At 68.7% G+C, this 22,569-nt stretch carries 18 protein-coding genes and 1 tRNA gene; 10 read left to right on the forward strand and 9 right to left on the reverse strand.

Annotated features, from left to right (window positions below):
* Positions 1-106 precede the first annotated feature (106 nt).
* From ACU5AP_RS01465 to ACU5AP_RS01505, 9 genes are all read right to left on the reverse strand, one after another.
* Positions 107-2,305 (reverse strand): TonB-dependent receptor, encoded by a 2,199-nt coding sequence (locus tag ACU5AP_RS01465; protein WP_446680704.1) that lies wholly within the window; start codon positions 2,303-2,305, stop codon positions 107-109.
* A gap of 278 nt (positions 2,306-2,583) precedes the next feature.
* Positions 2,584-3,150, reverse strand: a complete 567-nt coding sequence (locus ACU5AP_RS01470) for a cupin domain-containing protein (RefSeq protein WP_125900103.1) — start codon at positions 3,148-3,150, stop codon at positions 2,584-2,586.
* A gap of 4 nt (positions 3,151-3,154) precedes the next feature.
* The gene (locus ACU5AP_RS01475; protein ID WP_046652014.1) at positions 3,155-4,441 is read right to left on the reverse strand and encodes an acetylornithine deacetylase/succinyl-diaminopimelate desuccinylase family protein; all 1,287 of its coding nucleotides are present in this window, start codon (positions 4,439-4,441) and stop codon (positions 3,155-3,157) included.
* A 10-nt stretch (positions 4,442-4,451) separates the two neighbouring features.
* Positions 4,452-5,543 (reverse strand): 3-isopropylmalate dehydrogenase, encoded by a 1,092-nt coding sequence (gene leuB / locus ACU5AP_RS01480; RefSeq protein ID WP_446680727.1) that lies wholly within the window; start codon positions 5,541-5,543, stop codon positions 4,452-4,454.
* A gap of 4 nt (positions 5,544-5,547) precedes the next feature.
* Positions 5,548-6,312 (reverse strand): glucose 1-dehydrogenase, encoded by a 765-nt coding sequence (locus ACU5AP_RS01485; protein WP_446680705.1) that lies wholly within the window; start codon positions 6,310-6,312, stop codon positions 5,548-5,550.
* Positions 6,313-6,329: 17 nt separating this feature from the next.
* Positions 6,330-7,775: an aldehyde dehydrogenase family protein gene (locus ACU5AP_RS01490; protein ID WP_128720373.1), complete on the reverse strand. Its 1,446-nt coding sequence runs from the start codon at positions 7,773-7,775 to the stop codon at positions 6,330-6,332.
* A 176-nt stretch (positions 7,776-7,951) separates the two neighbouring features.
* Positions 7,952-8,431 (reverse strand): redoxin family protein, encoded by a 480-nt coding sequence (locus ACU5AP_RS01495; protein ID WP_128720371.1) that lies wholly within the window; start codon positions 8,429-8,431, stop codon positions 7,952-7,954.
* A gap of 32 nt (positions 8,432-8,463) precedes the next feature.
* Positions 8,464-8,537, reverse strand: a tRNA-Cys gene (locus ACU5AP_RS01500).
* A 98-nt stretch (positions 8,538-8,635) separates the two neighbouring features.
* The gene (locus ACU5AP_RS01505) at positions 8,636-10,063 is read right to left on the reverse strand and encodes an amino acid permease (protein ID WP_312990554.1); all 1,428 of its coding nucleotides are present in this window, start codon (positions 10,061-10,063) and stop codon (positions 8,636-8,638) included.
* 319 nt (positions 10,064-10,382) lie between these two features.
* On the opposite strand from ACU5AP_RS01505, the gene ACU5AP_RS01510 reads away from it, so the two are divergent.
* From ACU5AP_RS01510 to gspJ, 10 genes are all read left to right on the forward strand, one after another.
* Positions 10,383-11,897: a hypothetical protein gene (locus ACU5AP_RS01510; RefSeq protein ID WP_128720368.1), complete on the forward strand. Its 1,515-nt coding sequence runs from the start codon at positions 10,383-10,385 to the stop codon at positions 11,895-11,897.
* Positions 11,898-11,986: 89 nt separating this feature from the next.
* The gene (locus ACU5AP_RS01515; RefSeq protein ID WP_446680706.1) at positions 11,987-14,680 is read left to right on the forward strand and encodes a TonB-dependent receptor domain-containing protein; all 2,694 of its coding nucleotides are present in this window, start codon (positions 11,987-11,989) and stop codon (positions 14,678-14,680) included.
* Between the two features lie 214 nt (positions 14,681-14,894).
* Complete coding sequence (locus ACU5AP_RS01520) at positions 14,895-15,752, forward strand: type II secretion system protein N (protein ID WP_446680707.1); 858 nt, start codon at positions 14,895-14,897, stop codon at positions 15,750-15,752.
* The gene (gspD, locus tag ACU5AP_RS01525) at positions 15,749-17,869 is read left to right on the forward strand and encodes a type II secretion system secretin GspD (RefSeq protein ID WP_446680708.1); all 2,121 of its coding nucleotides are present in this window, start codon (positions 15,749-15,751) and stop codon (positions 17,867-17,869) included. The genes ACU5AP_RS01520 and gspD overlap by 4 nt, the downstream gene beginning before the upstream one ends.
* Positions 17,866-19,359 carry a type II secretion system ATPase GspE gene (gene gspE, locus ACU5AP_RS01530; RefSeq protein ID WP_446680709.1) on the forward strand — a complete coding sequence of 498 codons (1,494 nt, stop codon included), beginning with the start codon at positions 17,866-17,868 and terminating at the stop codon, positions 19,357-19,359. Before gspD ends, gspE begins: the two co-directional genes overlap by 4 nt.
* On the forward strand, positions 19,359-20,570 hold the full coding sequence (gspF, locus tag ACU5AP_RS01535; protein WP_128720361.1) for a type II secretion system inner membrane protein GspF: 1,212 nt from the start codon (positions 19,359-19,361) through the stop codon (positions 20,568-20,570). The genes gspE and gspF overlap by 1 nt, the downstream gene beginning before the upstream one ends.
* 12 nt (positions 20,571-20,582) lie before the next feature.
* On the forward strand, positions 20,583-21,035 hold the full coding sequence (gene gspG, locus ACU5AP_RS01540) for a type II secretion system major pseudopilin GspG (protein WP_003169990.1): 453 nt from the start codon (positions 20,583-20,585) through the stop codon (positions 21,033-21,035).
* Positions 21,036-21,144: 109 nt separating this feature from the next.
* A complete protein-coding gene (locus tag ACU5AP_RS01545) occupies positions 21,145-21,558 on the forward strand; it encodes a GspH/FimT family pseudopilin (protein WP_128720360.1) in 414 nt (137 codons plus the stop codon).
* Positions 21,551-21,916, forward strand: a complete 366-nt coding sequence (gene gspI, locus ACU5AP_RS01550; protein ID WP_128720359.1) for a type II secretion system minor pseudopilin GspI — start codon at positions 21,551-21,553, stop codon at positions 21,914-21,916. The genes ACU5AP_RS01545 and gspI overlap by 8 nt, the downstream gene beginning before the upstream one ends.
* Positions 21,913-22,557 (forward strand): type II secretion system minor pseudopilin GspJ, encoded by a 645-nt coding sequence (gene gspJ, locus ACU5AP_RS01555; RefSeq protein ID WP_128720358.1) that lies wholly within the window; start codon positions 21,913-21,915, stop codon positions 22,555-22,557. The genes gspI and gspJ overlap by 4 nt, the downstream gene beginning before the upstream one ends.
* The last annotated feature ends 12 nt before the right edge of the window (positions 22,558-22,569 follow it).

Consider the following 22,569-nt stretch of genomic DNA (forward strand, 5'->3'; position numbering starts at 1 on the left):
CGGACGAACCGCGACGAAAGGGAAGACTGTTACTTGTCGGGCACAACATGCAGATAAAAAAAAGACATTTTACCTGCATGCTCGATTTACTGAGCGGCGTGATCGATCAGTAGCGCAGGGTCAGCCGCGCGCCGATGGTGCGCGGCGTTCCGGGTTGGGCGATGTCGGCGCTGGTGAAGAAGTTGCGGGTCAGGTCGTAGTCCTGATCGAACAGGTTTCGTGCCCAGAAGGCCACGGACCAGGCGGCGTCCTCGGGGCCGATGGTGACGCTGGCGTTGGCCAGCCAATAGGCCTCGACATCGTATTTGGCGCCCAGCCAGGACGGGTACTCGTCACGATAGCTGTAGTTGGCCTCGGCCGTGACCGCGAAGCCGCCGACCGTCCAGTCGTAGCTGACCGAGCCGCCGTACGACCAAGCGGGGAAGGGGATCTTTTGGCCTGACTTGTCGATGTAGACGGTGGCGCGGGGAATCTGCTGGCAGGCGCCGATGTCCAGGTCGACGAAGTCGGTGTACTCGCCCTTCTTGTAGCTGAGGTTCTGGCTGATCCGCAGACCGGCGGCGGGGCGGAAGACGCCCTCCAGCTCCGCGCCGTAGATCTCGGAATCGGCGTTGGTGAAGCGGCCGACCGGGCCGTTGGCGCCGCAGACGGCCGACAGCACCTGCTGGCCGTTGTAGTCGTAGTAGTAGGCCGCGCCGTTGATCTGCACCGCACGCGACGGGTCAGCCTTGAAGCCCAGCTCATAGGCCCAGAGGATTTCCGGATCGAAGGGCTCGATGCCGCTGCTGTCGCCGGTGTTGTAGGTGGTGAAGCCGCCCGACTTGGCGCCCCGGCTGGCCGAACCGTAGATCAGGACGTGGTCGGCGGGCTTGAACTCCAGCGCCGCCTTGCCGGTCAAAGGCGTCATCTTGGTGTCGACGCTGGTCGGGGGCAGGGCGGTGGCGCCGCCGAAGGCCGAGCCGAAGCCTTCAAGCTCGCGCGTTTCTTCTTCGTAGCGCAGGCCCAGGATGGCTTTCCACCGCTCGGAGAAGGCGTATTCGGCCTGACCGAACAGGCTCCACGACTCGACCTTCTGGTCATAGGTGACCTGGGCGTAGGTGTTGTAGATGTCGATGAAGTCCGAGAAGTAGCGCTCGTTGAGATCCTGTTTGGAATAGTAGAACCCGGCCACCCAGGTCAGGGGGCTGTCGTTGTCCGAGGCCAGGCGCAGTTCCTGCGATAGAACCTTCACGTCGCTGCCGAAGAAGGTGTCGGCCTCGACCGAGGCGCTGGAGTCCCAGTCGCCGTATTCGCTGCGGTCCAGGGTTTCATAGCTGGTGATGCTGGACAGGCTCATGCCCTTCAGCGCCAGATTGGCGTTCAGCGAGGCGCCCCAGGATGAGTTGTCCCGACCGGGCTTGGCGTTCACGTCGCGGCCGATGGCGTCGGCGAAGCGCTGCGACAGGCCCCAGCCGGTCTTGGAGCGGTCCTTGTCGGCGGGGATGACCGGGCCGGTTCCTAGCCGGGTGTGCAGGTCGCTGATCAAATACAAGCCCTGATTTTCCGATTTGTCGACGCCGCCGTGGACGTCGAGCAGGGCCGTGAAGGTCTCATTGGGCGTCCATTCCAGCAGGGCGCGGGCGCCGGTGCGGTCGGCGTCGCCCAGGCTTTCGCCCGTGTCGCGGTTGCGCTGCCAGGCGCCGCCCTGTTCGGTCGAGACGGCCAGACGGCCGCGCAGGGTGTCGGCCAGCGGGCCTGAGACATAGCCCTCGCCCCGGAACAGGTTATGGCTGCCCCATTCGGTCATCAGGCCTGCGGACAGCTCCTCGGTCGGGCGTTTGGTGACGAAGCTGATGGCGCCGCCGGTGGTGTTGCGGCCGTAGAGGGTGCCTTGCGGCCCGCGCAGCACCTCGACCCGGTCGATGTCGAAGATCAGTCCCTGCGTCATGACGGGGACCGGATAGGCGACCTCGTTCACATAGACGCCGACCGTGGGCGAGTTGTTGGAGGCGTAGTCCTGAAAGCCGACGCCGCGCATGCGGAACTGGGCCGCGCCGCCGCCGAAGGCCGGTTCGACCTCCAGGTTGGGCGTGGCGTTCTGAAGCTGGTTGACGTTGGTGACGCCCTGCTGCGTCAGGCTTTCACCGCTGAGGACGCTGAGGGCGATGCCCACGTCCTGGGCCGCCTGTTCACGGCGCTGGGCGGTGACGATGACCTCGTCGACCGTGGTGGCGGCCGGCTCGTCGGGCGCGCGCTGCGCGGCGACGGAGGTGGCGGACAGGACGAACAAGGCCCCGGCGGAAACGCTGACCATCAGACGATTCATCGTCTTCCTCCCCATGAGGCCGTCGCGGTCTATGGTCGCGTTCAGCCGTCGCGGCCGGGACTGCCCGGTCGCCGAACTATCTCCGTAGTCGACGTCTTGTGCAATGCAGCACATTTGTGCGGCTGCTCTGTCGGCGACGGAAATCTTTCTTTCCTCGGCAATCAGTAGCTGCCTTGGGTCGATTTGGAGCAAGACTGTTTCTTTGGGTGCCTATCTTCCTGTCGCGTAAGGATAAAATAATCTAATGATCGGAATACTGATCGTTCGCAACGGCGCCGTTAGAAGGTCGGCGGCGTGCAGGCGCTGATGACCACGCAAGGCGCGTCGCCGATGTTGCGGAAGCGGTGCGGCAGGACGCTGGGAAACAGATAGCCTTCGCCCGCCTTCAGCACCCGCGACTGGCCGTCGACGGTGACTTCCAAGCGGCCGGAGATGATCATGCCGCCTTCCTCTCCCTCGTGGGACAGCATGACCCGGCCGCTGTCCGAGCCGGGCTGATAGGTCTCGTACAGGATCTGCAGGCTGGAATCCTGGCTGGAGCCCAGCTGGCGGTAGGAGACTTCGCCGCGTGAAATGTCGGTCAGTTCGTCGTGGCGATAGAAGTATTTGGTCGGGGTCTCGAACTCCGAGCTGAAGAAGTCGCCCAGCGATATGCCCGCCGCGTCCAGAAGGCGTTTCAGCGAGCCGACCGAGGGGCTGGTGCGGCCGCTCTCGACCAGGCTGACGGTGCTGGACGGCACGCCGGCCTTGCGCGCCAGGGCGCGCTGCGACAGGCCCAGGCGATCCCGAAGGGCGCGCAGGCGCGGGCCGATGATGTTCTCTTCTTCCATGTCGCCACGCGCCATCCTGTCAGCTCCGCTTGCGGGTCAGCAGATCATAGGCCGCCCTAGCCATGACCTTGGCTGAGTTGGTCATGTCGTCGATGCCCACCCATTCGTCCGGTTGGTGCGCCAAATCCAGCACGCCGGGGCCGTAGGCGATGCAGTCCTTCAGCTTGCCGATACGGTCGATGTGCTTCTGGTCATAGGTGCCGGGCGAGCAGACGAACTGGGCCTTCTTGCCCAGCACCGTCTCGATGGCGGCGGCGGTCGTGCTGGCGACGGGGCCGTCGCGGTCGGCCATGCTGGGCGCCACCTGGAACAGGTCGCGCATCTCGTAGCGGAAGCCGTGGCGCTGGGCCGCCAGCCCTTCGAGGATGGCCTTCACCTCGCCCTTCACATCCTCCAGCGTCTCCTCGATCAGGAAGCGGCGGTCGATGACCATGCGGCTGGAATCGGCGACGCAGGGCGCGGGCAGGCCGTCGAAGCCCTCGGCCTGGCCGCCGTGGATGGAGTTGATGTTCATCGTCGACTGACGGGCGCCTTCGGGCACGACCGGCATGTCGGAATGGCGGGCGGCCATGGCGGGGTAGAGCTTGCTCTCGAACTCTTCCATCACCGCGCCCATGTGGCGGATGGCGGAATCGCCCAGGAAGGGCATGGAGCCGTGGGCGATGCGGCCCTTGGTCTCGATCTCGGCCCACCAGACGCCGCGATGGCCGATGCAGACCCGGTCCACGTTCAGGGGTTCGGGGATGATGACGTGGTTGACGCGCGGCTCCGAGAACCAGCCACGCTCGGCCAGATAGGCGACGCCGCCGTAGCCGCCGGACTCCTCGTCCACCGTGCCGGAGATCTCCAGCGCGCCGGGCAGGGGCAGGCCGGAATCGATCAGGGCCTCGACCGCGATGATGGAGGCGGCCAGCCCGCCCTTCATGTCGCAGGCGCCGCGGCCGTAGACGCGGCCGTCCTTCACCTCGCCGCCGAAGGGATCGACGGTCCAGCCGGCGCCGACCTCGACCACGTCGATGTGGCTGTTGAAGTGGACGCAAGGCCCCGGTTCAGAGCCGGTCCAGCGGGCGATGACGTTGGTGCGCGGGTATTGGTCGCTGTCGCCCGGCGAGCCTTCGCCGCGCACATATTCGACGGTGAAGCCGCGCTTCTTCAGCCGCTCGCCGATGTACTCGGCGCAGGGGCGATAGGCCTCGCCCGGCGGGTTGATGGTGGGGAAGCGGATCAGATCCTGGGTCAGGGCGACCAGTTCGTCGGTGCGGCCGTCGATCAGGTCCATGACGGTCTGCAGGGTCGGGGCGCTCATCGGTGGAACCTCACTCGGCGGCCAAGGCGGCCAGAACCGCGTCGGTCATCTCAATGATGGAAACAGCGGCCACGCCGGGGTGGGCGATATCCGGGGTGCGGACGCCGCTGGACACGACGTGCCGAACGGCGCGCTCAAGCCGGTCGGCCAGATCGGCGCGGTCGAACGACCAGCGCAGGCACAGGGCGAAGGACAGGATGGTCGCGATGGGATTGGCGACGCCCTGTCCCGCGATGTCGGGCGCCGAGCCGTGGATCGGCTCATACAGGCCCCGGCTGCGCCCGCCTTGTCCAAGGCCGGATAGGGAGGCCGAGGGCAGCAGGCCCAGCGACCCGGTCAGGGCCGCCGCCGCGTCGGACAGGATGTCGCCGAACAGGTTGTCGGTGACGATGACGTCGAACTGGTCCGGCCGCCGGACCAACTGCATGGCGCAGTTGTCGGCGTACATGTGCGACAGCTCCACGTCGGGATAGTCGGCGGCGACCTCGGTCGCGACGGCGCGCCACAGGGCGCCCGTCTCCATGACGTTGGCCTTGTCGACGGAGCAGACGCGGCGCTGGCGCGTGCGGGCCAGTTCAAAGGCCGTGCGGCAGACGCGGGCGATTTCCGCTTCGGTATAGGCCTGGGTGTCATAGGCGCGGCGCTGGCCGTCGGGGGCGACCTCATTGGCGCGGGGCAGGCTGAAATAGACGCCCGCCGTCGCCTCGCGCACGATCAGGATGTCGAGGCCCCGGATCAGCTCGGGCTTCAGCGCCGAGGCGTCCAATAGTTCGTCGAAACAGACGGCGGGGCGCAGGTTGGCGTAGAGATCCAGCGCCTGACGCAGGCGCAGTATGCCCATCTCTGGCCGCTGGGCACGGGGCAGGTGGTCCCACTTCGGCCCGCCGACGGCGCCGAAAAGCACGGCGTCGGACGCCAGCGCCTGATCCACCACATCCTCGGCGATGGGCGCGCCGACGATGTCGATGCTGGCGCCGCCCGCCAATCCCTCGCTCAGTTCAATCCGCAGCCCGGCGGTCCGGGCCCAGTCGACGACGCGCAGGGTCTCGCGGATGATCTCCGGCCCGATGCCGTCGCCCGGCAGGACCAGCAGTTTGAACACACGGTCAGATGCAGCGGCCACCGTCGACCTCCAGCGCCACGCCCGTGATCATCGAGGCGTCGTCCGAACAGAGGAAGGCGGCGGCGGCGCCCATATCCTCGGGCGTCGAGAAGCGGCCGATGGGGATAGAGGCCAGGAACTTCGCCCGCACCTCGGGCGTGTCGTCGCCCATAAAGGTCTTCAGCAGGGGGGTGTCGCCCGCCACCGGGTTCAGGGCGTTCACCCGCACCTGGAAGGGCGCCAGCTCGACCGCCATGGCCCGCGTGGCCGTGATGACCCAGCCCTTGGAGGCGTTGTACCAGGTCAGGTTCGGCCGGGGGCTGACCCCGCCGGTCGAGGCGATGTTCAGAATGGCGCCGGACCCTTGCGCCTTCATCGCGGGGACGAAGGCCTTCGACATCAGATAGATGGAGCGCATGTTGACGGCGGCGATGCGGTCGAAGGCTTCGTCCGACAGTTCGTCCAGCGGTTGGGGCGTGTGGCCGACGCCCGCGTTGTTGACCACGATGTCGACGCCGCCCAGCAGGCGGTTGGCGGTCTCGGCCAGAGCGACGACGTCAGCGGCGCTGGACACGTCGACCTTTACGCCCAGATCGGCGTCGCCCAGTTCAGCGGCCAGCGTGCGGGCGTTCTCGCCGTTCAGGTCGGCGACGATGACGCGGGCGCCTTCCTCGGCGAAGCGGCGCGCGATTCCGGCGCCGAAGCCGGAGGCTCCGCCCGTGACGATCGCTCGCTTGCCCTCCAGCTGCTTCGATCTGTTCCACTCCAAGACGCTACTCCCTTGCGCTATCCGTGATGGGCCGCGACGGTCTTCAGGGTGGTGAAGGCGTAGAGCGCCTCGAACCCCTTCTCGCGACCGTGGCCCGACTTGCCGACGCCGCCGAAGGGCAGCTCGACCCCGCCCGCCGCGCCGTAGTTGTTGATGAAGACCTGTCCGGCGCGCAGCCGTTTCGCCAGGCGCATCTGCCGTCCGCCATCGGCGGTCCAGACGCCTGCGACGAGGCCGTAATCGGTGCCGTTGGCGATGGCGACGGCGTCCTCCTCGGTGTCGAAGGGGATGACGACGACGGCGGGGCCGAAGATTTCCTGCTGCGCCAGCGGGTGGTCGGGCGCGACATTGGCGAACAGGGTGGGTGCGACATAGGCGCCGCCGGACGGCAGGTCGGCCAGGGTCGCCTGCGCCACGATCAGGCCGTCGGCGCGGCCCTTTTCGATGAAGCTGTCGACCATGGCCTGCTGCTTCTTCGACACCAGCGGGCCGACATCGCGGTCGTCCATTGCGGGGCCGACGGTCAGGGCGGCGAAGCGTTCGGCCATGCGGCGCACGACCTCGTCATAGACGCCGCGCTGGACCAGGACGCGCGATCCGGCTGAGCAGGTCTGGCCTGCGTTCTGGACGCCCGCGTTGACGAGGAAGGGCAGGGCCTTGTCCAGATCAGCGTCGTCGAAGACCAACTGGGGCGACTTGCCGCCCAGCTCCAGCGTCACCGGAACGGCGTTGAGCGCCGCCGCCTGCTGGATGGCCACGCCCACCCCGGTCGAGCCGGTGAAGGACAGGTGGTTGATCCCCGGATGCGCCGCCAGCGCCGCGCCCGCTTCGGCGCCCGTGCCGGTCACGACGTTCAAGACGCCTGCGGGCAGGCCGCAATCGGCGGCGATATGGGCGAAGGCGAGAGCGGTCAGCGAGGCTTGCTCGGCGGGCTTCAACACCACGGCGTTGCCGACGCACAGGGCCGCCACGATAGAGCGGCCGATGATCTGCATCGGATAGTTCCACGGGATGATGTGGCCCGTCACCCCATGCGGCTCGCGCAGGGTGTAGACGGTGTAGCCGTCCTGGAAGGGAATGGTCTCGCCGTGCAGCTTGTCCGCCGCGCCCGCGTAGAATTCGAGATAGCGGGCTAGGGCGATCACGTCGTTGCGGGCCTGCTTCAGCGGCTTGCCGACATCCAGCGCTTCCAGTTCGCTTAGCAGGTCGATGCGGGCTTCGACCTCGCGACCCATGCGGGCCAGGATGCGGCCGCGCTCGACGGCGGTGGTGCGGCCCCAGCCTCCGTGGAAAGCCGTGCTGGCGGCGCGGACGGCGTCGTCCACGTCGGCGGCGGTTCCGGCGGCCAGCCGGCCCATGACCTCGCCCGTCGACGGGTTCTCGATCGGCAGGGTCGCGTCGCCGTCTGCGGGGCGCCAGACGCCGCCGATGAAGACCTTATCCGTGGGGAAGGGCGCGACCATGTCGTTAGGCTCACTGTGAGGGCGATCCCCCTCTGGTTCGCCGTCCAGGATAGTGGGCACGATAACGGATCAGGCGCCAAGCCCTTTATGGTTTTGGCCTAAGTCACTGATTTTGTGTTCTGAGTGCTCAATAAAATGAGCGTTTGACGCTGGGGCAAGCAGGCGCGGGCGGCTTTTCACGCGGGGGTTGCGGGCTCCAGCAGCAGGGCCATGATCTCGGCGCCCAGCATCATGTCCGAGACGGGGCCGAAACGGCGCATCCGCATCCGGCCCAGCCGGTCGACCAGCACCAGACTGGGCGTGCCCTGAAGATTGAAGGCGGTCATGGTGCGCGGCGCCGTCGTATCGGCCGACGGCGCGTCGACGGCGACCGGGAAACGGCAGCCGTGCTCGGCCAGCCATTTTGTCAGGCCTGCGCGGTCCGACTGCTGGTCGTGATGCTCGAACACGCTGTGGACGCCCAGGACGGCGACCTCGCCGGAGGTGAAGGTCTCGGCCACGCGCCGGGCTTGGGGCAGGGCGTAGTGGGAGCAGCCGGGGCAGAGGCGTTGCAGGAAGGCGATGCAGACGACCTTGCCGCGCAGATCTTCCAGACGCACCGGCTCAGGGGTGTTCAGCCATTCCACGGCGTCGATCGGGGGGGCGAGACGGTGCATGGAGACGGCTCCTGAAAGGCAGGGCGCCCCGATGGAGGCCGGACCTGGAATCGAACCAGGCTGGACGGATATGCACTCCGCCGCGTAACCGCTCCGCCATCCGGCCATCGGGGCGAGGCGTCTGGATAGCAGGCGGCGCCGGGGGCCGCCTGGGCCGGTTGCGGATTAGCGGGGGCGCCGGTTGCAGCGCCCCCTCTATAGGGATCAGTCGGCGGCGGCCTGTTCGGCTTCCCTGGCCTCGCGGCGGGCGACGCTGAAACGACGGCCGTAGAGCAGATAGGCGCCGACGCCGATCACGTTCCAGATCAGGAACCACAGCTGCGTTTTCTGCGGCAGGCTGGCCAGCAGATACAGGCAGCCGGCGATGGCCACGGGGCCGATGACCCAGGCCAGGGGCGTGCGGAAGCCGCGCGGCAGCTCGGGCGAGCGACGACGCAGGATCAGCATGCACAGGGCCACGGAGCTGAAGGCCACCAGCGTCCCGGCGTTGGCCAGCGCGACGATCTCGCCCAGGGGGAAGAACAGGGCGATGGTCCCGACGACGGCGGTGGTGAAGGCGGTGATGCGCAGGGGCGCGCCCTTGGCCGACAGTTGCGACAGGCCGCGCGGCAGCAGGCCGTCGCGCGCCATGACGAAGAAGATGCGGCTCTGGCCGTAGAAGAAGGCCAGGATGACGGTGGGCAGGGTGAGCACGGCCGTCACCGCCAGGAAGTGAGCGGCGCCCGGCTGGCCGATCTCGCGCAGGATCAGGGCCAGCGGCTCGGGGCTGTTGGCGAACAGGGTGAAGGGCGCGGCGCCCAGGGCCGCCGTGGCGATGACGGTGTAGATGGCCGCGCAGACCAGCATGGAGCCGATGATGCCGATGGCCAGGTCGCGCTTGGGATTGCGGGTTTCCTCGGCCGCCGTGGCGATGGCGTCGAAGCCGTAGAAGGCCGAGAAGATGATGGCCGCGGCGGCCATGATGCCGCGCTCGACCCCGTCCTCGCCCATGGTGCGGCCGAAGCCGTAGGGATTGAACGGCTCCAGATTGGCGGCGTTGAAGTGGGGCAGGGCGAACCAGACGAACAGCACCAGGGCCGACAGCTTCACGACCACCAGGGCCAGGTTCAGCGTGGCGCTCTTGCGGGTGCCGATGACCAGCATTCCGGCGATGATCAGGATGATGAACAGGGCCGGGACGTTGGCGACGCCGCCCGCGTGCGGTCCCTGCATCAAGGCCATGGGCAGGCCCAGCCAGCCGTGCAGCAGGGGCGCGGCATAGCCGGACCAGCTGACGGCCACGGCGCTGACCACCAGGCTGTATTCCAGGATCAGGCTCCAGCCGATGATCCAGGCGACGACCTCGCCCAGGACGACGTAGTTGTAAGTGTAGGCGCTGCCCGAGGCGGGGATGGTCGAGGCCATTTCGGCATAGGCCAGGGCGGCGCAGGCGCAGACGAAACCTGCGATCAGGAAGGACAGCAGGACGGCCGGGCCGGCCTTGTCCGCGCCGATGCCGATCAGGGTCAGGATGCCGGTGCCGACGATGGCGCCCACGCCCATGGCCATCAGGTGCGGCCAGCTGAGACTGCGGGTCAGGCTGCGTTCCTGCGCGTTGACAGTGATGCGCTTACGCACGTTCCAGCCGCCCATTCGGTGTCTCGTCTTCTTGTGTGTCGGGACCGGCGGGAAGACCGGCGCGCTGTGTTGCGCCAGACGCGTCCTGGATACAAGCGTCACACGGACCTCGGCCGCGGCTTTGAGACGCGGGAGGGCGAGGCGCTACCTCCGTCGCCGGACATTTTGTCACTCAAGCGGCGACAAAACGGCAAGAAACCTAAGCCGATCCGTCACTGAAGCGCGCAAGCTTCGGAAACCGCAGCCGCTATCCATGCCGCTGAGGCAGGAGGGAAGCAGGGCCGTCCGTGACGGACAGGCCGCCCACTGTCGCATCTTTTGACCAGACCGGTGGATGACGATGAACAGCAGCTTCAAGACCATGCTCGCCGTGGCGGCCAGCGCGCTCGCCCTGGCGGCCTGCGGCGGCTCCGCCGAGGTGGCCTCGCCCGGCGAAGGCGACTTCGGCAATGGGAACGGCAACGGCAACGGCAATGGGAACGGCAATGGCGGCAACGGCCAGGCCGCAGCTGACTGCCCGGCCGGATTCGCCAACGTCGGCACTATGGCCAACGGCACGCTGCGCAACTGCCAGCTGCCGCAACAGATCAACGGCGCGCTGACCGTGCCGCTGCGCGCCGGCACCATCTACTCCATCTCGGGCCGCACGGCCGTCGGCACCGACGGCGGCGTCGACGCCTCGGCCAGCACGGGCACGCAGGGCATCCTGACGGTCGAAGCGGGCGTGACCATCTTCGCCTCGGGCGGCGGCGACTACCTGCTAGTCAACCGCGGCTCGCAGATCTACGCCGAAGGCACGGCCTCGCAGCCGATCGTCTTCACCAGCCGCCAGAACGTCGAAGGCGCGACGACCGAGAACTCGCACGGCCAGTGGGGCGGCATCGTCATCGCCGGCCGCGCGCCGCAGGCCAACTGCCAGCTGACTGCGCCTGTCACCTGCACCGGCCAGGTGGAAGGCACCAACGCCTTCTACGGCGGCGGCAACGTCAACGACAACTCGGGCCGTCTGCGCTACGTCCAGATCCGCTACTCGGGCTTTGAGATTTCGACCGGCAACGAGCTGCAGGCCCTGACCCTGGCCGGCGTCGGCGCGGGCACGACCATCGAATACGTCCAGTCCTACAACTCGTCGGACGACGGCATCGAAATCTTCGGCGGCAACGTCAACCTGAAGCGCATCGTCATCAACGGCGCCGACGACGACGCCTTCGACACCGACACCGGCTGGCGCGGCGGCGCCCAGTTCGGCATCGTGACCCAGCGCGCCCCGAACGCGACCAGCCGCTCGGCCGGTTTCGAGTTCTCGGCCGCCCCGGCCTCGACGCCGCTGGCCCAGCGCTACAACTCGCAACCCAAGATCGCCAACTGGACGATGGTGGGCCGCAACTCGCCGACCGACGCCCACACCGTCGCCCACTTCGACACGGGCACCAAGGCGACCGTGGTCAACTCGGTCTTCACCAGCGTGGCCGGCTCCAAGGCCGGTTGCCTGGATATCGCCGACGCCGACACCGCCAGCGTGAACCCGGTGTTCAACTCGGTCTTCATGTCGTGCGGGATTTCCTACCGCCCGAACAATGCGACGCGTTCGGAAACGGTCTTCAAGGCCGGTACGAACAACACGGCCAATGGGACGTCGACCCTGACGGCGCCGACCGCAGGCGTGACCATCGCCAACCAGTCGCTGACCTTCATCAACGGCGCCAACGAAGCCGCCGTGACCCCGTTCAAGGCTTCCAGCGTCCACGCCGCCTTCGTCGACACCGACTACATCGGCGCCGTGAAGAACGCCTCGGACACCTGGTGGCAGGGCTGGACCTGCGGCCTGACCGCCAACGCGAAGTGCTGATGAACCCTCTGGCGAGGCGGCGGTCCGAAAGGGCCGTCGCCGACCCTTTGAGCGTCCAGCCTCTCTCGACCTACGCAAGGCAGCCGAACATGAAGAACAAGACCCTGACCCGTAACAGGCTGCTGCTGGCCAGCAGCGCCCTGGTCGCCGCTTTCGGCGCGCCCAGCCTCGCGCTCGCCCAGGCGTCCGCTCCCGTCGCCGCCGTGGCTCTGAGCAATGAACTGCCCGCTGATCCGGAAAGCCCGGATCAGGTGTCGCAGACCCCGGCCACCCAACTGGGCGACATCGTCGTCCTGGGCCGCAACATCCCGCAGCCGAACCGTCAGAGCGCCGAGGTGGCCGCTTTCCTGACGTCGGAAGACCTGCAACGCACCGGCGACTCCACCGCCGCCGCCGCCCTGACCCGCGTGACCGGCCTGTCGATCGTCGAAGGCCGCTTCGTCTATGTGCGCGGCCTGGGCGAGCGCTATTCCTCGGCCCTGCTGAACGGTTCGCCGCTGCCCAGCCCCGAGCCGTTGCAGCGCGTGGTGCCGCTGGACCTTTTCCCTTCCAGCGTGCTGGCGGGCGTGACGGTTCAGAAGTCCTATTCCCCCAACTATCCGGGCGAGTTCGGCGGCGGGGTCATCGACCTGCGCACCGTGGACGCCCCGGCCAAGCCCTTCCTGACGTTCAAGGCGGGCGTCGGCGGAAACACCGAGACGACGGGCCGCGACAACCTGGTCTATTACGGCTCGGACACCGACTGGACCGGCTTCGACGACGAGACCCGCAAGATTCCGGGGCCGATCGACCTGGCCTTCCGCACCGGCAAGCAGATCAACATGGCCAACTTCTCGGCCGCCGAGCTGCAGCGTATGGGCCGCTCGATGGTCAATGCACCGCTGCGTCTGATGCAGCGTCAGCAGACGCCGGTCGACGGCAGCCTGGAGCTGGCGGGCGGCTTCCGCACCCCGACCGAAGTCGGCGACCTGGGCGTCATCGCCGTGGCCGGTTACGACAACTCTTGGCGCACCCGTCAGGCGATCCAGGAAGAGGGCCAGTTCCAGGGCGATGACCTGGTGCCGGTCTCGACCTTCGACGTCGAGTCCAACCAGAACGACGTGCGCCTGAACTTCCTCGGCGGCCTGTCGCTGACGAACGACGATCATGAGGTGAAGTGGACCAACCTCTACGTCCGCACCACGACCAAGCGCGCCCGCACCTCGGCCGGGCCGGACTTCGACGCCGGCGGCAGCGTGATCCGCAACGACTACACCGAGTGGTTCGTGCGTCAGCTGTTCACCAGCCAACTGGTGGGCGAGCACTACTTCGGCGCGGACGGCGAGTGGAAGCTGGACTGGCGCGCGGCCTACGCCAAGACCTCGCGCGACGCCCCCTATGAATCGCGCTTTCAGTACGGCGTCGACGCCCAGGACCGCTTGATCCACAACGTTCAGGGCAACCAGATCTCGTTCAGCGAGCTGGACGACGAAATCTGGTCCGGCGGCGTGGACCTGGCCTATAAGCTGCCGATGGCGGCGGGCCGCGAGGCGACCATCAGCGTCGGCGCCTCGACCCTGGACAACACCCGCTCGGCCGAGCGTCACGACCTGCAGTTCGAGGCCGTCAACGGCCTGACCGACAGCCAGCGTCGGGCGCGGATCGACTATCTGTTCTCGGACTACAACATCAATCCGTGGACCCTGCAGCTGCGCGAGATCGCCGGTTCGAACGGCGCCAACGCCTATGACGCCGAGATGAAGGTCAACGCCGTCTACGCCATGGTCGACGCCGAGTTCGTGCCGACCGTACGCACCACCTTCGGCGTCCGCTTCGAGGACGGCCAGCAGAGCGTGACCCCGCGCGACCTGTTCGGCGGAACACCCGCCTATGAGGCGACGGAGATCGAAGAGCAGTACTGGTTGCCGTCGTTCACCGCGACGTGGAACTTCACCGAGGATCAGCAACTGCGTTTCGGCGCGTCCAAGACCATCGGTCGTCCGCAGTTCCGCGAACTGGCGCCCCAGGCCTACACCGACCCGGAAAGCGACCGCGTCTTCATCGGCAACCCGTATCTGACGGACACCGAGATCCTGAACCTGGACGCGCGCTGGGAATGGTATTTCGGCCGCCAGCAGTTCGTCACGGCGGGCGTCTTCTACAAGAAGCTGGACAAGCCGGTCGAAGCCGTGATCGTCGATGTCGGCAACCAGCGCCAGCAGACCTTCCTGAACGCGCCGGAAGCGACCGTCATGGGCGTCGAGGCCGAGGTGAAGAAATACTTCGAGTTCGCCGATCAGGCGGCCTTCATTTCGAACAAGCGCTGGCTTGTGCAGGCCAACTACACCTGGTCGGACTCCGAGGTTTCGGTCGGCGAGGGCGACACCGTCATCACCCTGGGCGGCGGCGGCCGTCCCGAACAGGCGTCCTTCTTCATCCAGGACGGCAGCCGCATGCAGGGGCAGTCCGAGCACGTCGCCAACCTGCAACTGGGTTGGGAAGACGACACGGCCCGCTCGCAGGCGACCTTCATCCTGAACTACGTCTCGGAGCGGACCACCGCGCGCGGCGCGGGCGTCGGCACGGCGCGCGAGCCGGACTATGTGCAGGAGCCGGGCGCCTTCCTCGACTTCGTCTATCGCAAGGACTTCACCGTGAAAGGCCGCGACCTGGGCTTCGCCCTGGAGCTGCGCAACCTGCTCGGGACGGACTTCGAGGAGTACCAGGAGAAGGGCAACAAGATCCGCATCAACCAGTACGATCTGGGCCAGAGCGCCTCGGTCAGCCTGACGGCGCGTTTCTAAGCGCAGACTGAGCCTGACATTTGAGCCGGGAGGTCTAGCGGCCTCCCGGCTTTTTTTGTCCCTCTTCCATCGGGGGAGGGTGAATGTTTCGCGTCATATCGTCTGAACCCGCCGCATCTGTCGTGACAACTTCTCGGCGCTGTCATGGTTCGGAGCGAGCCGGGTACGGAGCATCCGCCTAGGGAGGCGTTGCGGCCGCGAGTGGCCGTGGGGGATGTCTTCCTTGCTCGCTGGCCTTCTCAAACTGAGCGCCGTTTCGTGGGGCAAGGGCGGCCTGTCCCTTCGCCGCCTATCCCTTCGTCGTCCGCCGTTGCGGCGCGTGGTCGAGGCGGTGCTGATCCTGCTTCTTCTGGTGCAGGCCGGGCGGTTGGTCTGGCTGTTCGCGGCGCCGACACCGCAGGCCGTGGAGGCGCGGCCTCTGCCGGAGGTCGACCTGGGCGTGCTGTCACGCTTCGACGCCTTCTTCCGCAACGGCGGAGGCGGGGCCGAGGCGGCGCCGTCGGACGGCGGCGGCCTGAGCCTGTTCGGCGTACGCGCGGACGGCGCGGGCGGCGGCTCGGCCATCATCGGCCTGTCGGACGGACGCCAGGTCTCGGTCGGTGCGGGCGAGGATGTGGAGCCGGGGCTGACCCTGAGCGCCGTCGCCCCCGACCACGTCATGCTGTCGCGCGGCGGCGCGCCGTTCCGTCTCGATTTTCCCGACATGACGTCCGGCGCAGCCTCTGTTGCGCTCGCGACGACGGCGCAACCCGCCGTCTCTGCGCCTGAACCGGCCCCGGCCGAAGGCGTGGTGGTCGATCCTCAACGTCTGATCGCCCAGGCGGGGCTGCGGCCGCGCATCCAGGGCCTTGGGATCAAGGGGCTGACCGTGTCCGCCTCGGGCGACGGGGGCGAGTTGCGCAATGCAGGCCTGCGTTCGGGCGACGTCATCCTGTCGGTTAACGGCACGGCCCTGAACAGCCCGCAGGCGCTCGCCGCCCTGCGCGGCCAGTTGGCCGACGCCCCCTCGGCCCAGATCCAGTTCGAGCGCGACGGTCAGGTCCGCTCCACCACCGTAAGGACGCGCCCATGAAGGCCCGCAGCCGCTCCCTGTTGACCGGCGTTCTGGCCGCTGTTCTGGCGGTGCAGCCGCTGGCCGCCGCTCCGGTGATGGCGCAGGAATCGCGCCAGACGCTGAATGTCCAGAACGCCGACATCCGCGCCTTCGTGCAGGATGTGGCGCGCACGACGGGGCGTACCTTCATCGTCGATCCGGCGGTGACGGGCACGGTGACGGTGTCCAGCCCGCGCGCCCTGACCCGGGCTCAGCTGTTCGAGGTCTTCCTGTCGACGTTGCGGGCCAATGGTCTGGTGGTGACGCCGACGTCGTCGGGCGCCTATCGCATCAGCCCGGCGCAGGGCGCGGCGCAGGGCCCGGCCACGGTCGGCGCCGAGCGGTTCTCGACCGAGGTCTTCACCCTTCGCCACATCGACGCCGCCTCGGCCGCCGAGACGATCCGGCCTCTGGTCGGGGCGCAGGGGCAGGTGCTGGCTAATCCCGGCGCCAACAGCGTGGTGGTGGCCGACTTCGCCGACAATCTGGCGCGTATCCGGGCGCTGGTCGGCCGCATCGACGTGGACCGTTCGGCCTATGAGGTGGTGGCGCTGGAGAACGCCTCGGCGCGCGAGATCGCGGGCGTGCTGCAACAGGTGACGGGCGGTCCCGGCGGTCCGGGTCTGGTGACGATCACCCCGGTCGAAAGCTCCAACGCCCTGGTGCTGCGCGGGGACGGGCAGGCGCTGGCGCGGGTGCGCGGCCTGATCGCCGATCTGGACGGCCGGGCGCGGGCCAGTCAGGACGTCAACGTCGTCTTCCTGGAGCACGCCGACGCCGAGCAGCTGCTGCCGGTCCTGCAACAGATCGTGGGGCAGCCTGCGGATGCTGCGGCGACGTCTTCGCCGCGCCTGCGCACCGCCCGCGCCGGGGCGAACCAGACGACCAGCGGCATGGGGCAGGGCGGGCTGACCACGACGGGCGAGGCCGACAGCGGGCCGATCGGCTCGACCACCGTGACCGCCACCGGCCAGCGCGCCGCCATCGCCCGCTTCCCCGGCGCCAACGCCCTGGTCATCTCCGGCCCGGCGGACCTGCAGCGCACCCTGACCGAGGTGATCCGCCAACTGGACGTGCGCCGTCAGCAGGTGCTGATCGAGGCCATCGTCGTCGAGCTGAGCGACAAGGCCGTGCGCGATCTGGGCGTCCAGTGGCTGATGGCGGGCGAGCAGGGCGTTGGCCTGACCAACTATTCCGACCGCGCGGCGCCGCTGGTTCCCCTCGCGGGCGGGGCGGCGGCGGGACAGCTCGACAAGGACGATCCCTTGCGCGAACGGCTGCAGAACCTGGCCCTGAACAGCCTGCTGGGCGCCAACGGCTTCGTCGGTGGGGCGGGCGGCAAATGGGGCGACGGCCTGTTCGGCTTCATCATCAACGCCGCCAAGACGGACGCGGGCTCGAACCTGTTGCAGACCCCGTCGATCATGACGCTGGATAACGAAGAGGCCACTTTCCTGGTCGGGCAGGAGGTGCCGATCACCACTGGCCAGACCATTCTGGACGGCAACTCCAACCCCTTCACCACGACCGAGCGCAAGGACATCGGGGTGCGCCTGACTGTGCGGCCCCAGATCAACGCCGGCGGCTCGATCACCCTGACGCTGAGGCAGGAGGTGTCGAGCATCAACGGCCTGCTGACCAGCGGCGCCAATGACCTGATCCTGGACAAGCGCGAGCTGGAGACGACGCTGGTGGTCGACGACGGCGACATCGCCGTGGCGGGGGGCCTGCTGGATCAGAACGACCGACTGGAAACCAGCAAGGTGCCGGGGTTGGGCGACATTCCGGGCGTCGGCGTCCTGTTCCGCTCGACCAGCCGCGAGCGGGGGCGGACCAATCTGATGGTCTTCCTGCGCCCGACCATATTGCGCACCACGGCGGATGCGCAGGGGCTGGCGGCGGACCGCTGGGGTTATATGCGCGGCGAGCAGCAGCGCGTTCACCCCGACCGCGAGCCGAGCCTGGACGCCCTGTTGCGCGACTATATGCAGGCGCAGCCGCCCGCGGCGCCGGCAGCAGGCGAGCCGCTGGTCATCGCCCCCGTGGCGCCCGTTTCGGCCCAGCCGTTACCGCCGGTGACGGGGGGCGCCCGGTGATTACCGTCGTCGATCCGCGCCTCCCCTACGGCTTCGCCAAGACCCATGGCGTCCTGCTGCTGGCGGCGGGCGAGGTGATGGCGGTCGGGGTGCGCGAGGGCGCCGACCCTCTGGCCCTGGTCGAGGCGCGCCGCGCGCTGGGCCGTCCGCTGGAGGCGACGCCGCTGAGCGCCGCCGCCTTCGACCGCAAGCTGTCGGAAGTCTATGCGGGCGAGCAACTGACGGCCGCCGACGGCGACGACCTGTCCCTGCCGGTGGGGCTGGACAGTCTGGTGGACGACATTCCGGCGGCGGCGGATTTGCTGGACGCCACGGACGACGCGCCGGTCATCCGCCTGATCAACGGTGTCATCGCCGAGGCCGCCCGCATCGGCGCGTCGGACGTGCATCTGGAAAGCTATGAGACGCGGCTGCTGGTGCGGATGCGGGTGGACGGGGTGCTGCGCGAGGCGCTGAGCCTGAACCCGCGCGTGGCGCCGCTGCTGGTGTCGCGCATCAAGGTCATGGCGCGGCTCGACATCGCCGAGAAGCGCAAGCCCCAGGACGGACGCATTCCCCTGACGCTGGGCGGCAAGTCGCTGGACGTGCGCGTCTCGACCCTGCCGTCGCGGGCGGGCGAGCGGGTGGTGCTGCGGATTCTGGACAAGGATCAGGCCGGGCTGACGCTGGACCGGCTGGGCATGGACTCGGCCGCGCTGGAGGCCTTCCGCCATGCGCTGGCCGAGCCGAACGGCGTCATCCTGGTCACCGGGCCGACCGGCTCGGGCAAGACGACCAGCCTCTATGCCGGGCTGGCGCTGCTGAATGACGGATCGCGCAACATCCTGACGGTGGAAGATCCAGTCGAATACGCCATGGAGGGCGTGGGCCAGACGCAGGTGAACCCCAAGGTCGGCATGACCTTCGCCGCCGGTCTGCGCGCCATCCTGCGGCAAGACCCAGACGTGGTCATGGTCGGCGAAATCCGCGACACGGAGACGGCGGCCATCGCCGTCCAGGCCTCCCTGACCGGCCATCTGGTGCTGTCGACGGTTCACACCAACGACGCGGCCGGCGCCGTGACGCGCCTGCGCGACATGGGGGTGGAGCCCTTCCTGCTGGCCTCGACCCTGCGGCTGGTGGTGGCGCAACGCCTGGTGCGCCGCCTGTGCCCGCACTGCCGGATCGAGGAGACGGCGGACAAGGCGACGGCGCGGCTGATCGGGGCTGAGGAAGGCGTGCGCGTCTGGCGGCCGCACGGCTGCGCCGATTGCGGCTCGACCGGCTATGTCGGCCGCATCGGGCTTTATGAGACGCTGACGGTGGACGAGAAGGTGCGTCGCCTGATCGCCTCGGGCGCCGACGAGGACGTGGTGTTCGACGCCGCCTTCGCGCGCGGCGGGACTCTGGCCGACCGGGCGCGGACGCTGGTGCTGGAAGGCGTCACTTCGGTCGAGGAGGCCCTGCGCGTGGCGCGTCAGGAAACCGCCGCCGAAGAGGTCGCGGCCTGATGGCGGCCTTCGACTACATCGCCGCCGATGCGGCCGGGCGGACGGTCAGGGGCTCGCTGAGCGCCGTCGACGAGGCCGCTGCGCGCAAGGCGCTGGCGAAGCGCCAACTGGCGCCCTTGCAGCTGTCGCCCGGTCGTGCGGGCGCGGTCGCGGCATCGACATCCGGCAGGGTCGGACGGTTGTCGCCCAAGGCGCTTGCGCTGACGACGCGGCAGCTGGCGACGCTGATTTCCGTCTCTCCGCTGGAGGAGGCGCTGCGCAACCTAATGCTTCAGGCGGACCGGCCCAATGTCCGCCGCGTGCTGGAAGGCGTCCACGCCGGGGTGATCGAGGGGCGGCGCCTGTCCGACGCCATGGGCCAGCAGGGCGCGGCCTTTCCGCCGCTGTACCGCGCCATGACGGCGGCGGGCGAGCAGTCGGGCGCGCTTCAGCCCATCCTCGAACGGCTGGCCGACGGGCTGGAGCGGGACGAGGTGGTGCGCGGCAAGGTGCTGACGGCGCTGGTCTATCCGTGCGTGCTGGCGGTGGTGGCGCTGGGCGTCGTCGTCGCCATGATGACTTACATCGTGCCCAAGGTGGTCGATCAGTTCGACAGCATGGGCCAGACCCTGCCGCTGCTGACGCGGCTGGTCATAGGCCTGTCGGACCTGATGCGCGACTGGGGCTGGCTGATGGCGCTGGTCATCGCCGCCGTGGTCGCCGCAGGGCTCATCGCGCGGCGGCGCGAGGCGGTGCGGCTGAAGCTGGACGCCTGGGTGCTCAGGCTGCCGCTGGTCGGGCGGCTGACGCGCGACCTGCACGGGGCGCGCATGGCCCGCACCCTGTCGACCATGATCGCGGCGGGCCTGCCGGTGCTGGAGGGGCTGACCATCACCGCCCGCACCGTCTCCAACCGCGCCCTGCGCCGCGCCACCGAACAGATGGCCGAGGCGGTGCGCGAGGGCGGGGGGCTGTCGGCCGCCATGCGCCGCGCCGAGGTGTTCCCGCCGATCCTCGTCTACATGACCGCGTCCGGCGAAAGCAGCGGTCGGCTGGAGCCCATGCTGGAGCGCGCGGCCGACTATCTGGAGCGCGAATTCTCCAACTTCACCGCCGTGATGCTCAGCCTGCTGGAGCCGGCGATCATCGTGGTCATGGGCGGGATCGTCGCCGTGATCGTGCTGTCGATTCTGCTTCCCATCCTTCAGATCAATACCCTGGCTCTGGGGTGAGAGAGGCCCTCCATGCGCAGCGAAGATACTCAGGATAAACGTCAAAAACGTCAGGGTTTCACCCTTGTCGAACTGATGGTCGTGATCGTCATCATTGGGCTTCTGGCGACGGTTGTGGCGATCAACGTCCTGCCCAGTCAGGACAAGGCCATGGTCGGCAAGGCGCGGGCCGACATCTCGGTGCTGGAGCAGGCGGTGGAGACCTATCGCCTCGACAACCTGACCTTCCCGACGGACCAGCAGGGGCTGAAGGCCCTGACTGCGCCGCCCGCCGATCTGGCGCGGCCGGAACGCTATCGCCAAGGCGGCTATGTCCGCCGCCTGCCGGAAGACCCGTGGGGCAATCCCTATCAGTACCGCCGTCGGAGCGCCCATGGCGGCCAGTTCGACATCTGGTCCTTCGGCGCCGACGGCCAGGAAGGGGGCGAGGGGAATGACGCCGACATCGGCAACTGGCAGGGCTGATCGCGCCCGGTCGATGCGCGCGCTCCAATGCGCTCAAGCAGCGAGCGGTAGCGCACGACAACTCGCTCAAGCAGCGCGCGCCCGAGGCGCGCGCTGTAGCGGACAAAAAATGGGCTTCACCCTTGTCGAGTTAATGGTCGTCATCGCCATCATCGGCGTGGCGGCGGGGGCGGTGGTGCTGTCCATGCCGGACCCGCGCCCGACGCTGGCGGTCGAGGCCGAGCGGTTCGCCGCGCGTCTGACGCTGGCGCGCGAAGAGGTGGTGATGACCAACCGTCCGGTGGCCCTGCGCGCCGATGCGGCGGGCTATGGTTTCGAGAGTTTCGACGGCGCCGTCTGGACGCCCCTGACGGGCGTTCTGGCGCCCAAGGCATGGGGGGAGGGCGTCGCCGTCGCCGCGCCCGCCCGCGCCGTGTTCGACCCCACCGGCGGCGCCGACGCCGCCAGCGTGCGGCTGGAGCGCGAGGGCCAGGCCGTCACCGTCGCCATCGATGGCGCGGGCGAGGTGACGATCCATGAGTGAGGGTTCGTCCCGCGCGGGCTTCACCCTGATCGAGTGTCTGGTGGCGCTGGCCGTGTTCGGTCTGGCGGCGATGGCGTTGCTGAACCTGTCGGGCGAAAGCACCCGCTCGGCGGCGCGGGTCGAGACGCGGACGCTGGGCGGCGTCGTCGCCGACAATGTGGCCGCCGAGGCGATGACCGCGCGCGATCTGCCTAGCGGCAGCACGTCGGGGCAGGCGATGTTGGGCGGGCGCGAATGGCGTTGGGTGCGGGTGGTCAGCGCGACCGACATGCCGGGCGTCGGCCGCATCGACGTGCGCGTCTTCGCCGATGAGGAACAGGCCGCGGAGCGCGTGCTGTTCCGGGCGGGAGGCGCATGAAGGCGTGGCGAAAACCCGCTCAAGCAGCGAGCCGCCGCGCGGCGAGCGATAGCGGAAGAAAGAGAGCCGGGTTCACCCTTGTCGAGGTGATGATCGCCCTGCTGATCTTCGCCTTGCTGGCGGGGGCGGGCGCGCTGGTGCTGGGGCAATCGATCGAGACGCGGTTCGCGGTGAAGGCGAACGCGGACCGAATAGCCGCTCTGCAACGCACCCGCGCCCTGCTGCGCGCCGATCTGGCGCAGGCGACGGGGCGGCGGGTGCGCGGGCCGACGGGGCGTCCGGCGCCGCAGGCGATCATGGGGCCGCAGTCGCCGGGCGATCCGCTGCTGGTGCTGGCCCGCAGCGGCTGGAGCAATCCGGACGGCGCGCCGCGCGCCTCGCTGCAACGCGTAGAATACCGGTTGGTCGAGGATCGGCTGGAGCGCCGGGTGGCCCCCCATCTGGACGGCGCGCGGGCCGGGCCGCCGCAGGTGCTGTATCGCGGCGTGATGGAGGCGCGCGTCGCCTTCATCCAGAACGGGTCCGAGGCGCCCGCCTTTTCCGCCAGCAGCGACCGGCCCCTGCCGGACGCCGTGCGGGTGACGCTGACGCTCGACGGTTTCGGCCCGGTCGAGCAGCTGTTTCTGGTCGCCGCCGCATGAGGCCCCGCGCGC

This window comes from Brevundimonas sp. RM1, assembly GCF_052907225.1.